Genomic DNA, 14,384 nt, shown 5'->3' with positions numbered 1-14,384 from the left:
CGAATCACCGGGCACCACGGGAACATCATGGCAAAGCTTCCGATCACGCTGGGTATCAGCTTCAAGATGTACTTCGGCTACACTCAGACACTGGCTTGGTGTCGCCAAATCGCGCAGCGCATCAATCAATACCCGACCGTCATCGACGGCCGGGTGTCACTATTTGTACTTCCCAGTTTTCCCGCGATCGCACCGGCGATTGATATCTTTACCGATACGCCCATCGATGTTGGCGGCCAAAACCTGTATCAGTCGCCATACGGTGCTTATACTGGCGAGGTGAGTGGCGCCATGCTGGCCGATATGGGGTGCCGCTACGTCGAGGTCGGACACGCTGAACGCCGTCGGCTGTTTGGCGAAGATTCCGATGTCGTCGCGGCCAAGACCCAGGTGGCGCTGGCGCATGGGTTGATTCCGGTTCTCTGTATCGGCGAAGCCGATCGCGGCGACCCGGCCAGCGCCATTGACGACTGTCGCGCCCAGATCGACTCGGCCCTGTCGTTGGCGTCTACCGAGCAGCGCAGACAGCCGCTGGTGGTCGCCTATGAACCGCACTGGGCGATCGGCGCCTCGGAGTCGGCACCGCTCACCCACATCGCGGCAGTTTGCCAGGGGTTGCGTGAACAATTGCACGCCTCCCCTGCAGCCAGTGTCATTTATGGCGGCAGCGCTGGCCCGGGCCTGTTGACTCGGCTGGCAGGACAAGTCGACGGGTTGTTTCTGGGCCGTTTCGCTCACGATTCGGTCGCGTTCGAGGCCATCGTCGAGGAGGCCTCGATGCTTGCCGCGTCGCGCTGAGCCAAGATCGCGCCTTGCTCCATCATCCATTTACGATCTAAGGGATCCGAAAGCCAATGCCATCTCGTCGTCAGTTAGCCAACTCCATCCGCGCACTGTCCATGGATGCCGTACAAAAGGCCAAGTCCGGTCACCCCGGCGCCCCAATGGGCATGGCCGACATCGCCGAGGTGCTGTGGAACGACTACCTCAAGCACAACCCGGCCAATCCGCACTGGGCCGACCGCGACCGCTTCGTGCTGTCCAACGGTCACGGCTCGATGCTGCTCTATTCGCTGCTTCACCTGACCGGCTACGAGCTCACCCTCGAGGATCTGCAGAACTTCCGCCAACTGCACTCCAAGACGCCCGGCCACCCCGAGTTGGGCTATACCCCTGGCGTCGAGACCACCACCGGCCCGCTCGGCCAGGGCCTGGCCAACGCGGTGGGCATGGCGATCGCCGAACGCACCCTGGCCGCCCATTTCAATCAGCCGGGCCATAACATTGTCGATCACTACACCTATGTGTTCGTCGGTGACGGCTGCCTGATGGAGGGCATCTCCCACGAGGTCTGCTCGCTTGCCGGCACCCAGGGCCTGGGCAAGCTGGTGGCCTTCTACGACTCCAACGGCATCTCGATCGACGGCGAGATAGAGGGCTGGTTCACCGACGACACCGCCAAGCGCTTCGAGGCCTACGGCTGGCATGTGGTGCCCAACGTCGATGGCCACAACCCCGAAGAGGTCAAGGCGGCGATCGAGCTGGCCCGTCAGCACGACGACCGGCCCAGCCTGATCATCTGCACCACGGTCATCGGCTTCGGCGCCCCCAACAAGCAGGGCAAGGAAGAGGCCCACGGCGCACCGCTGGGCGACGACGAGATCGCCGCGGCGCGCCGCCAGCTGGGCTGGCCCCACGCGCCCTTCCACGTGCCCGAGGAAGTCTACCAGGACTGGGACGCCGCCGAGCGCGGCGCCCAGGCCGAGAACGACTGGAACGCGCGCTTCGAGCGCTACCAGGCCGACCACCCCGAACTCGCCAAGGAACTGCAGCGGCGTCTCAAGGGCCAGTTGCCCAGCACCCTGAAGAGCGAGAAGCTGATCGAGGAGGCCCAGGAGAAGGGCGAGACGCTGGCCACCCGCAAGGCCTCGCTGGCATGCCTCAACGAACTCGGCCCGGACCTGCCCGAACTGTTCGGCGGCAGCGCCGACCTGGCGCCCTCCAACCTGACCTTCTGGAAGGGCTCGCGAGCGATCAATCGCGATCACTTCGAGGGCAACTACCTGCATTACGGGGTGCGCGAGTTCGGCATGGGCGGGATCATGAACGGCATCAGCGCGCATGGCGGGTTCATCCCCTACGGTGCGACCTTCCTGACCTTCATGGAGTACATGCACAACGCGGTGCGCATGGCCGCGCTGATGAATCGTCAGGCGATCTTCGTGTATACCCACGATTCGATCGGTCTCGGCGAGGATGGCCCGACCCACCAGCCCATCGAGCAGCTCAGTGCCCTGCGCTCGACGCCCAACCTGTCGACCTGGCGCCCGTGCGATGCCACCGAGACGGCCGCCGCCTGGCATGCCGCCATCCATCGTCGCGGCGCGCCCACCGCGCTGGTGCTGTCGCGTCAGAACCTGGCGCCGCAACAGCGCGACAAGCACCAGCTGGCCGACATCCAGCGCGGCGGCTACGTGCTCAAGGACAGCGACGACCCGGCCCAGGCGATCCTGATCGCCACCGGCTCCGAGGTCGACCTGGCGATACAGGCCGCCGATGCGCTGGAAGCCGAGGGCAAGGCGGTGCGCGTGGTGTCGATGCCGTCCACCGACGTGTTCGACGCCCAGCCGCAGAGCTATCGCGACGCGGTGCTGCTGCCGAACGTTCGCCAGCGCGTGGCGATCGAGGCCAGCCATCGCGTCTACTGGCACAAGTACGTGGGCCTGGACGGGCGCATCGTCGGCATGGACAGCTTCGGCGAGTCGGCGCCGGCCGGCGACCTGTTCAAGTACTACAACTTCACCGTCGAGAACGTCGTCGCCCAGGTCGAGGAACTGCTGAGCGGCGCCGACTGAGCGACAGCGCTGGTCCCTTCGAAATCGGCCTCGGCATATCTTAAATCAGTGTCTTGATTTCGGGGTCCATTATACCACGAGCAACAGGCGGCGCCCCGTTGGGAATCGCCTGCTGCTTCGCTATCGGGGCATGCTGCATATCACTCATGCGCCCTCATCGAGGGAGATGTGATAGCGCAACCCGTCTCGCCTCAAGGGAAATTGTCCCCTCGACGGGTCGCCTCATCGAGGCGAATGATGGTGTGTGCGTTGGTGACGCTAGTGGCGAGAGTATCGATCACGCCGGTACGCAGGGCGCCGAGGATACCCACTGCCTTGGTATTCTCGCTGGCGATGGCGATGACATCGGGAATCCGGATCAAATCCTGAATATTAAGACCGATCACCCGGCCCTGCATGGGGGTGGCCGAGGGGCGACCATGAATGTCGATAAAGTCGTAGCCCATCATATCGCCTACCGTTCCGGAGAGCCGTGCCTCGGCGATCTCCTGGGCCGTGAACCACCCCATACGCACCATGTTACTGTTTTCACTCACATCCCCCACACCGATCAGGGCGATATCCGCTCGACGCGCTCTGTCCAAGGTCTGGCGCACGGTAGGATTATCATAGAGGGCATCGCGCAGTTCGCTATTCTGCACCAGCGCAGGCGCGTAGAGCGTTTCACTCTCGCCGCCGAACTTGCCTGCCATGCGGCGGCAAATATGATCGGGGTTCATGTATTCGCCGGCCCGCAGCGAGCCACCAATGGCACAGACAAAGGACACACTCAAGGATTCGGCGCCGAAGACGTTGTCGGCAACTGCCCCGACGTTACGCCCCATGCCCACGGCGACAATCTGACCATCGGCCAGGCTCCGGGAAAGATGATCCGCCACCAGACTGGCCACCGCTGAACGCTGCACGTCCTGATCGGCGTTATCCAGAGCGATCAGCGCCCGCTTGAGCCCGAAGCGACGCTTGAGTTCCTGCTCGATCTCGGCACTGACCGCCGGGTGCTGGCGCACCCTGACATCCACGATACCTTCCGCCTGGGCCCGCTTGAGCAAGCGCCCGACCCGGACCCGGGACAGCCCCAGCCGATTGGCAATGACTTCCTGAGTCTCGCCCTGCACATAGTAGAGAGTGGCAATCTCGGTCATCAAATCGATATCGGCGGAATCCTGACGCTCATTCATCCTGTTCTTCCCGGTGCTCTGCGTGACGGGCACTAGCATATCCCATAAAGCGAGGCTCCCGCACAAGCGGGCGCCTCTGCCCTCCCATGCAGGGCCCGCTTACTCATGGCGCTTCAACCGTCACCAGCATGTAGTCAAGCAAGGACATGCCATCAAAACCTAGAATGCCCAGTCCTCGTCCTCGGTACGCACCGTCTTGCCGATCACATAGGACGAGCCCGCCCCGGAGAAGAAGTCGTGGTTCTCGTCGGCCCCCGGCGAGAGCGCGGCGAGGATCGCCGGGTTGACCTGCTCCACGGCACCGGGGAACAACGGTTCGTAGCCCAGGTTCATCAGCGCCTTGTTGGCGTTGTAATGCAAAAACGCCTTGACCTCTTCGGTCAGCCCCACCTCGTCGTAGAGCGACTCGGTATAGTGCACTTCGTTGTCGTAGAGCTCGAGCAGCAGGTCGAAGGTGTACTCCTTGACCTGGCGCTGACGCTGTGCCGACTCGGCCTCCAGCGCGCGCTGGAACTTGTAGCCGATGTAGTAGCCGTGCACCGCCTCGTCGCGGATGATCAGCCGAATCAGATCGGCGGTGTTGGTCAGCTTGCCGCGGCTCGAGAAGTACATCGGCAAATAGAAACCCGAGTAGAACAAAAACGACTCCAGGAACACGCTGGCGACCTTGCGCATCAGCGGGTCCTCGGCGCGATAGCGCTCGAGAATCAGCTCGGCCTTGCTCTGCAGGTGACCGTTTTCCTCGCTCCAGCGATAGGCGGCGTCGACGTCGCGGGTCGCGCACAGCGTCGAGAAGATCGAGCTGTAGGAGCGCGCATGCACCGATTCCATGAAGCCGATGTTGGTGAACACCGCCTCCTCGTGGGGGGTGACGGCGTCCTCGATCAGCACCGGCGCGCCGACCGTGCCCTGGATGGTGTCGAGCAACGTCAGTCCGGTGAACACGCGGATGGTCAGCTGCTGCTCGAGCTCGGTCAGGGTGTTCCACGAGGTAATGTCGTTGGACAGCGGGATCTTCTCGGGCAACCAGAAGTTGCTGGTGAGGCGATTCCACACCTCGAGATCCTTGTCGTCCTGCAGCCGGTTCCAGTTGATGGCATCGACGCGCCGCAGGCGTGGGGTAGAGACAGTGGCAGTCATGGACGGGACTCTCACTCGCAAATAGGGTTGCTCGGCCCCGCCGCGGCGGGGCGTCGTTTCAAAGCGCTAGAGCGTGCAGGAGACGCAGCCTTCGACCTCCGTGCCTTCCAGCGCCGACTGGCGCAGCCGCACGTAGTAGATCGTCTTGATGCCCTTGCGCCAGGCATAGATCTGCGCGCGGTTGATGTCGCGGGTGGTCGCGCTGTCGCGAAAATACAGCGTCAGCGACAGGCCCTGGTCGACGTGCTGAGTGGCCTCGGCATAGGTATCGATGATCTTCTCGGGACCGATCTCGTAGGCGTCGCGGTAGTATTCCTGGTTGGCGTCGTCGAGAAACGGCGCCGGGTAGTAGACGCGCCCCAGCTTGCCTTCCTTGCGGATCTCGACCTTGGACACCACCGGGTGGATGCTCGAGGTCGCGTTGTTGATGTAGGAGATCGAGCCGGTCGGCGGAATCGCCTGCAGGTTGCGGTTGAAAAGCCCGTGCGCCATCACCGATTCCTTCAGCGCGCGCCAGTCGGCCTGGGTCGGAATCTCGATGCCACTGTGCTCGAACAAGCCGCGCACCTTCTCGGTCCTGGGCGCCCACGCCTGCTCGGTGTACTTGTCGAAATACTCGCCGCTGGCGTACTGCGATTTTTCGAAGCCGGCGAACGCGGTGCCACGCTCGATGGCCAGGCGATTGGACGCGCGCAGCGCGTGGAAGGTCACCGTGTAGAAATACAGATTGGTGAAATCCAGGCCCTCCTCGCTGCCGTAATGGATGTGCTCGCGGGCCAGGTAGCCGTGCAGGTTCATCTGGCCCAGGCCGATGGCATGGGAGCGCTGGTTGGCCTCGGCGATCGACGGCACCGAGCGAATGTCGCTCATCTCGGACACCGCGGTCAGCCCGCGGATCGCGGTCTCGACGCTGGCGGCGAAGTCCGGCGAGTCCATCATCTTGGCGATGTTCAGCGAGCCCAGGTTGCAGGAGATGTCCTCGCCGATGCGCCGATAGCCCAGGTCGTCGTGGTACTCGGTCGGCGAGTTGACCTGCAGGATCTCCGAGCACAGGTTGCTCATGTTGATGCGCCCGGCCACCGGGTTGGCGCGGTTCGCGGTGTCCTCGAACAGGATGTAGGGGTAGCCGGATTCGAACTGCAGCTCGGCGATCGCCTGGAACAGCTCGCGGGCGTTGATCTTGGTCTTGCGGATGCGCCCGTCGTCGACCATCTCCTGGTATTTCTCGGTGACGCTGATGTCGCCGAACGGCACGCCGTAGATGCGCTCCACATCGTAGGGCGAGAACAGATACATCGCCTCGTTGCGCTTGGCCAGTTCGAAGGTGATGTCGGGAATCACCACGCCCAGCGACAGCGTCTTGATGCGGATCTTCTCGTCGGCGTTCTCGCGCTTGGTGTCGAGGAACCGCAGGATGTCCGGGTGATGGGCGTTGAGATACACCGCGCCGGCGCCCTGGCGCGCGCCCAGCTGGTTGGCGTAGGAGAACGCGTCCTCGAGCAGCTTCATGATCGGGATGATGCCCGACGACTGATTCTCGATGCGCTTGATCGGCGCTCCGGCCTCGCGAATGTTGCTCAGCAAAAAGGCCACCCCGCCGCCGCGCTTGGAGAGCTGCAGCGCCGAATTGATCGCCCGGCCGATCGACTCCATGTTGTCCTCGATACGCAACAGAAAGCACGACACCAGCTCGCCGCGCTGCTGTTTGCCGCAGTTGAGGAAGGTCGGCGTGGCCGGCTGGAAACGCCCATGGAGGATCTCGTCGGCAAGCTGGCGGGCAAGCCGCTCGTCGCCGCGCGCCAGGTTCAGCGCGACCATGCACACGCGATCCTCGAAACGCTCCAGGTAGCGCTTGCCGTCGAAGGTCTTGAGCGTATAGCTGGTGTAGTACTTGAAGGCGCCGAGAAAGCTCTGGAAGCGAAACTTGACCGCGTAGGCCTGATCGAACAGCGCGCTGACGAAGGCAAAATCGTACTGTTCGAGCACCGCGCGCTCGTAGTAGCCCTCTTCGATCAGGTAACCGAGCTTCTCCTCGAGGGTGTGGAAGAACACGGTGTTCTGATTGACGTGCTGCAGGAAGTACTGACGCGCGGCCTCGCGGTCCTTGTCGAGCTGTAGATGGCCTTCGGCGTCGTACAGGTTGAGCATGGCGTTGAGCGCATGGTAATCCAGCGACTGCCTGGGCCGGACCGTCTCGTCTGCCACGCCGGGTTCGTGGGTCTGCATCGTCGTTTCATCCAACATGAGAGAGCTCGGTTTGCAAAAGCGGCGCCAGGCGCCGGCGAACCGCGACGACATCCTCGGGGGTGCCCGTCAGTTCGAAGCGGTAGAGCATCGGCACCTGGCATTTATGGGCGACGACCCGACCGGCCAGGCCGTAGGCGGCACCGAAGTTGGTGTTGCCAGCGGCGATCACGCCGCGGATCAGCGAGCGGTTGTGTTCGTCATTGAGAAAGCGGATCACCGGGCCCGGCACCGCCGTGCGCGGATCGCCGTCGCCGTAGGTCGGCACCACCAGCACATAGGGTTGCTCGACCCGCAGCGCGCCCTCGTCACGACTCGACGGGATGCGCGCGGCGGGCACGCCCAGCTTCTCCACGAAGCGGCGGGTATTGCCCGACTTGGTCGAAAAATAGACCAGTTCGCTCACGTCGCTCTCCCGCTGCTTTCGGTCGGCGACCGAAGACTCGCCATCAAGCGGCGACCGAAGACTCGCCATCAAGCGGCGACCGAGGACTCGCCATGGCTCACGCCAGGCTGCGGATCTTCTCGGGACGAAACCCCGACCAGTGCTCGCCCGCGGCGACCACCACCGGCAGCTGGCGATAGCCCAACGACTGAACGGTCTCGACCGCCCCCTGGTCTTCAGTCAGGTCGACGACGGTATAATCGAGCCCCTGCTTGTCGAGCGCCCGGTAGGTCGCGTGGCACTGCATGCAGTCCGGCTTGCTGTAGATTTTAATGCTCATGACAATGATTCCGCTTTAGTTTAAGACAGCGAAGCATCGCTCGACGATGACTCGATCCTACCGCTTGGCTAGGTGACCCGCCAATGCATTTTAACTATATATAGTAGCGAATCTCTGATTCACGTCAAACATATGGTAGCGGGCGCTAAAACACTCCCATGTGGCATGGGTGTCACGCGTGCCGCGGATACCATGCGGCAACCCGCCCCGGGGTCACCAACAGCGCTCCAGCAACAAGAAGGCCCGGCAATAGCCGGGCCTCGAGACCAGCCGGGTCGTCGACCCGGCGAATGCCAACGACACCTATCAAGCCACGGTGACGTCCTTGGCCAGGTAGACGTCCTGAATCGCGTTGAGCAGCTCGACGCCCTCGGCCATCGGCTTCTGGAAGGCCTTGCGCCCGGAGATCAGCCCCATGCCGCCGGCACGCTTGTTGATCACCGCGGTGCGCACCGCTTCGCCGAGATCGCTGTGACCCTTGGAGCCGCCGCCGGAGTTGATCAGCCCGATGCGTCCCATATAGCAGTTGGCGACCTGATAGCGGGCCAGGTCGATGGGATTGTCGGAGGTCAGCTCGTCATAGACCTTGTCGTGGGTATGCCCGAAGCCGATCGCCCGGTAGCCGCCATTGTTCTCGGGCAGCTTCTGCTTGACGATGTCGGCCTTGATGGTCGCCGCCATGTGGATCGCCTGGCCGGTCAGGTCCGAGGCGACGTGATAGTCGGTGCCGTCCTTCTTGAACTCGGGGTTGCGCAGGTACGACCACAGCACGGTGACCATGCCCAGCTGGTGGGCGTGCTCGAAGGCCTCGCTGATCTCGGTGATCTGGCGGCGGCAATCGGGCGAGCCGTAGTAGATGGTCGCGCCCACCGCCACGCAGCCCATGGCGTGGGCCTGCTCGACCTGGGCGAACAACGTCTGATCGTAGATCGCCGGATAGGTCAGCGACTCGTTGTGGTTGAGCTTGAGCATCATCGGAATCTTGTGGGCATAACGCCGCGCCACCGAGGACAGCACGCCGAGCGTCGAGGCCACGCAGTTGCAGCCGCCCTCGATCGCCAGCTCGACGATGTTCTTGGGGTCGAAATACTGCGGATTGGGGGCGAACGAGGCGCCGGCGGAGTGCTCGATGCCCTGGTCGACGGGCAGGATGCTCACGTAGCCAGTGCCGCCCAGGCGGCCGTGATCGTAGATCGCCTGCAGGTTGCGCAGCACGTTCGGGCCACGGTCGGTGTCGCTCATCACCCGGTCGACGAAGTCCGGCCCGGGCAGGTAGAGGCTTTGCTTGTCGAAACCGCGACAGGTGTGATTGAGCAGGCTGTCGGCCTCGTCGCCCAGCAGTTTGGCAATATCGGTCATTGTCCAATTTCCTCCCTCGTTGGAATGGGCATTGCTTCCCGCAATTTTCGCTCTTACGCCCCATCTTGAAGATAACTGGCGCTGCTTTCCACCTTATGACCGCAGGCCTACAGGTACGAGAACTGTCCCTCCTCTGCATGAAATAACCTCATAGGTTTCTACAGCCAAGCATAAAAGCAGCGGCTTGGGCTGAGTTATCCCTTGCAGTATCTTACAGTCATGGACTTCGATCATCTGCGTTATCTGCACCGCTCCCATCCCGCCTGGACACTACTGCGCGCCGAGCATGCGCCCATGGTGATCGGCTTCTTGCACCGCACTTTCATCATCCCCCAATGTACGCAGCCATCCCGAGCAGGCCCTGGCCGCCCTGCTCGACGATTGGCTATTTCACCTGCGCCAGCGTCTCGACGACGCCTCCTTACCCCCAGCCGCCTGACCGAGGATGAGTTCGCCCTGTTCACTGCCCTGCGCGGCGATGCCTGGGGCGAGCGGGTGCGTCTGGAGCAGGAGCGCGTCGGCTTCGCTTGTTTGGAGCGAGCGCTGACGACGCTGATGCAGCAGACTCAACATACGGCTTGAGCCCTGACCAAAAAAAGACTAAATTCGGTCATATTCACCTTGGCGAATCCACCTTATGAAATACTCCGAGCACATCAAGCCGATCAGCTATCTCAAGGCCCATGCCTCCGATGTCGCCAGGTCGCTCAACGAACTGCGCGAGCCCATGGTCATCACCCAGAACGGCGAAGCCAAAATGGTGGTGCAGGACATCAGAAGTTACGAACAGACCCAGGAGACCCTGGCGCTGCTGAAGATTCTGGCAATGGGCAATCGCGAGGTGGAGCGCGACGAGACCATCGACGCCGAAGACGCTTTCGCGGCGATCCAGTCGCGGGACGACGAGCATTGAGCCACCACGTACAACTGACGCGCTCGGCAGCCGCTGACCTGCGCGAACTGTACGACTTCATCGCCGACACCGATTCACCCGCCGCCGCCGATGGCGTGCTCGATCGCTTGCAGGCGCGCATGCAATCGCTATCCGAGTTTCCCGTGCGCGGCGGCCACCCCAAGGAACTGCTCGAACTCGGCATTCGCGACTATCGCCAGTTGGTCGAGCCTCCCGCACGCATCCTCTATCGCCTGCATGGTAACCGGGTCGTGATCTACCTCATCGCCGACAGCCGACGCGATATGCAGCGCCTGCTTGCACGCCGCCTGCTCGGCGGTTAATCCTCGGCCAGCGCCGGCAGCAATACCTTGAGCTTGCAGGCCCTTGTAAAGAGCGCGTATTGCGCCCCCAGCCCAGCAGTTCCGCCGCTTCGGAGCATTTTCACTCCTCGGCCAGCGCCGGCAGCAACACCTTGAGCTTGCGCGTCAGCGTGTTGCGCCCCCAGCCCAGCAGTTCAGCCGCTTCGCCCTTGCGCCCGCCGGTGTGCTTGAGCGCGGTCTCGATCAGGATGCGCTCGAAATCCGGCACCGCCTCCTCCAGCAGGTGGGTATGCCCGGCAGCCAGCGCCCGATCGGCCCATTCGCGGAAGGCGCCGCGCCAATCGCCGCTGGCCGCCTCGGTGCCCTCGACGTCGCGCAGCTCCGGCGGCAGGTCGTCGATCAGCACCTCGCGGCCCGAGGCCATCACCGTCAGCCAGCGACAGGTGTTCTCGAGCTGGCGCACGTTGCCCGGCCAGGGCAGCCTGGTGAGGTGCAGCTCGGCGTCGCGGGTCAGCACCTTGGGCTCGGTGGACAACTCCTTGGCGGCCTCGGCGAGAAAGTGCTGGGCCAGCCGCGGAATGTCCTCGCGGCGCTCGGCGAGCCTGGGCAGGTGCACGCGAATCACGTTGAGGCGGTGGAACAGGTCCTCGCGAAAGCGCCCGTCCTTGACCAGCGCCTCGAGGTTCTGATGGGTCGCGGCGATGATCCGCACGTCGGCCTTGACCGAGAGATGGCCGCCGACCCGATAGAACTCGCCGTCGGCCAGCACCCGCAGCAGCCGGGTCTGGGTGTCCGGCGGCATGTCGCCGATCTCGTCGAGGAACAGCGTGCCGCCGTCGGCCTGTTCGAAACGCCCGCGACGCTGGGCGGTGGCGCCGGTGAACGCGCCCTTCTCGTGGCCGAACAGCTCGGACTCCATCAGGTCCTTGGGAATCGCCGCCATGTTCAGGGCGATGAACGGCTGCGCCCTGCGCGGACTGTGCTGGTGCAGGGCCTCGGCGACGCGCTCCTTGCCGGTCCCCGACTCGCCGTTGATGAGCACGGTGATGTGCGATTGCGACAGCCGACCGATGGCCCGGAAGACCTCCTGCATCGCCGGCGCCTCGCCGATGATATCCGCCGAGAAGCCCTCGGGCACCACCACCGGCGAGGCGCGCTCGCGGGCGTGGGCCACCGCGCGACGCACCAGCGCCAGGGCGTCGTCGACATCGAACGGCTTGGGCAGGTACTCGAAGGCGCCGCCCTGATAGGAGGCCACCGCACTGTCCAGGTCGGAATGCGCGGTCATCACGATCACCGGCAGGTCCGGGCACGCCTCGCGCACCTGCGCCATCAGGTCGAGGCCATCGAGCCCCGGCATGCGGATGTCGGTGAGCAGTACCTCGGGGGGATAGCTGAGGATCGCCTCGAGCGCGGTATCGGCCCGGTCAAAGCTGGTCACGTCCAGATCCGGCTGGGCCAGGGCGCGCTCCAGCACCCAGCGTATGGCTCGGTCGTCGTCGACGATGACGATACGGGCGGGATCATTCATAAAGCCCTCCAGCGGGTCGCATGGTTTCGCCTTCGGCGATGGTCGCAGTCTCGGCACGTCCGGCGCTCTGGCAATGTTCCGCCCCGGTCACTGATGGGCATCCAGCGGCATCAGCAGGCGAAACTCGGTACAGCCGGGATGCGAGTCGCACTCGACCAGCCCCTGATGCTGATGCAGGATCGACTGGGCGATCGACAGCCCCAGGCCGCTGCCCTCGGCACGCCCCGAGACCATCGGATAGAACAGCGTGTCGCGCAGCGCCGCGGGAATCCCCGGGCCGTTGTCGACGATCGCCACCTCGCAGACCAGGCGGTGGCGCTCGGCGCCCAGTGTGAACTGCCGCCGGGCCCGGGTGCGCAGCGTCAGCCGCGGGGTTGGCGTGCCGCTTTCATCCATCGCCTGGACGGCGTTGCGTGCCACGTTGAGCACCGCCTGGATCAACTGCGACTCGTCGCCGTGCAGCTCGGGCAGGCTGGGGTCGTAGTCACGCACGTAGGCGACTCGGGGGTGCTCGGCCTCGAGCAGCGCGCGTACCCGTTCGAGCACTCGGTGCACGTTGAGCGGCTCGTGGCGGACCAGGTGGTTGGGGCCGAGCATGCGATCGACCAGGTCGCGCAGCCGGTCGGCTTCCTCGACGATCACCCGGGTGAACTCGGCCAACTGCGGGTCGGGCAGGTCGCGCTCGAGCAGTTGCGCCGCGCCGCGAATCCCGCCCAGCGGATTCTTGATCTCGTGGGCCAGGCCCCGCGACAGCACCTTGATGGTCTCCTGACGGGTGACCAGCGCTTCCTCGCGGGAGATGCGCAGCAGCCGGTCGCGGGGTTCGATCTCGAGCAGCAACTCGGCGTCCGACAACGGCGTGACGGTGAAGTCGACGGTGATCGCCTCGCCGCCGGCCAGCAGCAATATGGCCTCGCGCTGAGTGAAAGGGTGGTTTTCCTCGAGCGCCTTGCGCAACACCTCGGCGATCGCCCCGCCTTCGCCTTCCAGGCATTCCAGACGCGTCCCCTCGACCCGACTGCGGCTCACCGCCAGCAACGCTTCGGCGGCCGGGTTCAGCCAGCGTGCGCGTAACGCCCCGTCGAGCAGCACGACCGCCGTGGTCAGGTTTTCCAGCAAGCGTTGGTACATGGCGCGTCTCGACATCCTGAGATCCGTTAGCTTGGTGTTTGCAAGATACGCGCCAGTCTGGCCAGGCCCGCAACGAGCGGGATGGCGGACAGGGCGTCGGGGCGCACTGCACTATTATGGTGCATCGAGACGAGGAAAGCTGCTTGATGGCGCGGCACACACAACGCGGCGTGCAGAAATGAAGGGAGCGACACCCGTTAATTGCCGGTGCGGCTCGGTGGCAGGCCGGCGGGGTTGTTGGGATTGGCCGGCAGATTGACGCTGGCGCGCTGCACGTAGAGGGTGACCGGCGCACTGCGGTGGCGCACCTGGCCGGCGGCATCGAGCAATTCGGCGACCAGGGTATATTCGCCGCGGTCCAGGTTGGTGAGCATGAACGCGCTGCTGTTCAGGGCCGACTGGCTTACCACGCCATCGACCAGCAAGCGTACCTGGTTATCCTCGCGCAGCGTCGGCTCGATGGTCAGTCGTACCTGAACGTTCCCGGCGGCGCCGGTGGGCAGGGTCTGCCCATCCTCGGGCGCGGCGATACGGAAGGTGGAATAGGGCATGAACGGCTGCCCGGCGCGCGAGGCAGCCGGCTCGGCACGCTGCGTGGGCGGCGGCGCGACATCGACTCCCACGGCGGGCACCACGGTCAACGGCTCGAGATCGACCCGTTCGGCGTTGTCGACCGACTTGTCGGTAAATACCACGTTGCCTTGCGCATCGGTCGTACGGTAGACGCTGGCCGCCTCGGCACTCTCTATTCCCCCTATTCCCTCTATTCCCAGCGCAATGGCGCACGGCAGCACAACCGTGAAAACGCGCTTGATCATGCCCCTTCACTCCTTTGCCTAGCGCCGCGTCGCCACCACTTGCGCGATTGGCGATATCCGCCAGTGTAATCGGGTAGGGTCCGGGGTCACCCCCGGAGCCCTCCCACACCACCGGGCATACGGTTCCGTACCACGGCGGTTCGCGAAGAACGGCTGAGCCACCTTACCGTATCAAGTACCGAGATCAG

14 protein-coding genes are annotated in these 14,384 nt (G+C 64.1%); 5 read left to right on the top strand and 9 right to left on the bottom strand.

The window, feature by feature from the left end; all coding sequences use genetic code 11:
* Positions 1-27 precede the first annotated feature (27 nt).
* Positions 28-798 (top strand): triose-phosphate isomerase family protein, encoded by a 771-nt coding sequence (locus tag K7I12_RS09125; RefSeq protein WP_231663975.1) that lies wholly within the window; start codon positions 28-30, stop codon positions 796-798.
* 56 nt (positions 799-854) lie between these two features.
* Positions 855-2,855: a transketolase gene (gene tkt, locus K7I12_RS09120; RefSeq protein WP_231663974.1), complete on the top strand. Its 2,001-nt coding sequence runs from the start codon at positions 855-857 to the stop codon at positions 2,853-2,855.
* A 191-nt stretch (positions 2,856-3,046) separates the two neighbouring features.
* Here tkt and K7I12_RS09115 read toward each other — a convergent pair whose 3' ends face one another.
* From K7I12_RS09115 to K7I12_RS09090, 6 genes are all read right to left on the bottom strand, one after another.
* Positions 3,047-4,033 (bottom strand): sugar-binding transcriptional regulator, encoded by a 987-nt coding sequence (locus K7I12_RS09115; protein WP_231663972.1) that lies wholly within the window; start codon positions 4,031-4,033, stop codon positions 3,047-3,049.
* Positions 4,034-4,192: 159 nt separating this feature from the next.
* Entirely contained in the window at positions 4,193-5,173 is a 981-nt protein-coding gene (gene nrdF / locus K7I12_RS09110; protein WP_231663970.1) for a class 1b ribonucleoside-diphosphate reductase subunit beta, read from the bottom strand.
* A gap of 66 nt (positions 5,174-5,239) precedes the next feature.
* On the bottom strand, positions 5,240-7,399 hold the full coding sequence (nrdE, locus tag K7I12_RS09105) for a class 1b ribonucleoside-diphosphate reductase subunit alpha (RefSeq protein ID WP_084173732.1): 2,160 nt from the start codon (positions 7,397-7,399) through the stop codon (positions 5,240-5,242).
* A 7-nt stretch (positions 7,400-7,406) separates the two neighbouring features.
* On the bottom strand, positions 7,407-7,823 hold the full coding sequence (gene nrdI / locus K7I12_RS09100) for a class Ib ribonucleoside-diphosphate reductase assembly flavoprotein NrdI (RefSeq protein WP_031385225.1): 417 nt from the start codon (positions 7,821-7,823) through the stop codon (positions 7,407-7,409).
* A 97-nt stretch (positions 7,824-7,920) separates the two neighbouring features.
* Positions 7,921-8,142, bottom strand: a complete 222-nt coding sequence (nrdH, locus tag K7I12_RS09095) for a glutaredoxin-like protein NrdH (RefSeq protein WP_231663969.1) — start codon at positions 8,140-8,142, stop codon at positions 7,921-7,923.
* 306 nt (positions 8,143-8,448) lie between these two features.
* Positions 8,449-9,501, bottom strand: a complete 1,053-nt coding sequence (locus K7I12_RS09090; protein ID WP_031385223.1) for a class I fructose-bisphosphate aldolase — start codon at positions 9,499-9,501, stop codon at positions 8,449-8,451.
* A 201-nt stretch (positions 9,502-9,702) separates the two neighbouring features.
* Here K7I12_RS09090 and K7I12_RS09085 point away from each other — a divergent pair, with 201 nt between their 5' ends.
* From K7I12_RS09085 to K7I12_RS09075, 3 genes are read left to right on the top strand one after another with little or no spacing between them, the layout of a single operon-like run.
* Positions 9,703-10,083, top strand: a complete 381-nt coding sequence (locus K7I12_RS09085; protein WP_084173646.1) for a Wadjet anti-phage system protein JetD domain-containing protein — start codon at positions 9,703-9,705, stop codon at positions 10,081-10,083.
* Positions 10,084-10,138: 55 nt separating this feature from the next.
* Positions 10,139-10,414, top strand: a complete 276-nt coding sequence (locus K7I12_RS09080) for a type II toxin-antitoxin system Phd/YefM family antitoxin (RefSeq protein ID WP_031385221.1) — start codon at positions 10,139-10,141, stop codon at positions 10,412-10,414.
* The gene (locus K7I12_RS09075) at positions 10,411-10,737 is read left to right on the top strand and encodes a type II toxin-antitoxin system RelE/ParE family toxin (protein ID WP_031385220.1); all 327 of its coding nucleotides are present in this window, start codon (positions 10,411-10,413) and stop codon (positions 10,735-10,737) included. The genes K7I12_RS09080 and K7I12_RS09075 overlap by 4 nt, the downstream gene beginning before the upstream one ends.
* Positions 10,738-10,837: 100 nt before the next feature.
* Here the strand turns inward: K7I12_RS09075 and glnG are convergent, their stop codons facing one another.
* From glnG to K7I12_RS09060, 3 genes are all read right to left on the bottom strand, one after another.
* Entirely contained in the window at positions 10,838-12,247 is a 1,410-nt protein-coding gene (glnG, locus tag K7I12_RS09070; RefSeq protein WP_031385219.1) for a nitrogen regulation protein NR(I), read from the bottom strand.
* A gap of 87 nt (positions 12,248-12,334) precedes the next feature.
* A complete protein-coding gene (glnL, locus tag K7I12_RS09065; RefSeq protein ID WP_031385218.1) occupies positions 12,335-13,378 on the bottom strand; it encodes a nitrogen regulation protein NR(II) in 1,044 nt (347 codons plus the stop codon).
* A 197-nt stretch (positions 13,379-13,575) separates the two neighbouring features.
* Positions 13,576-14,196 carry a DUF4124 domain-containing protein gene (locus K7I12_RS09060; protein WP_031385217.1) on the bottom strand — a complete coding sequence of 207 codons (621 nt, stop codon included), beginning with the start codon at positions 14,194-14,196 and terminating at the stop codon, positions 13,576-13,578.
* Between the last annotated feature and the right edge of the window lie 188 nt (positions 14,197-14,384).

Origin of the sequence: Halomonas sp. IOP_31 (assembly GCF_021151495.1) — a bacterium.
Lineage (GTDB): Bacteria > Pseudomonadota > Gammaproteobacteria > Pseudomonadales > Halomonadaceae > Modicisalibacter > Modicisalibacter zincidurans.
This window is presented reverse-complemented; position numbering and strand designations above follow the sequence as displayed.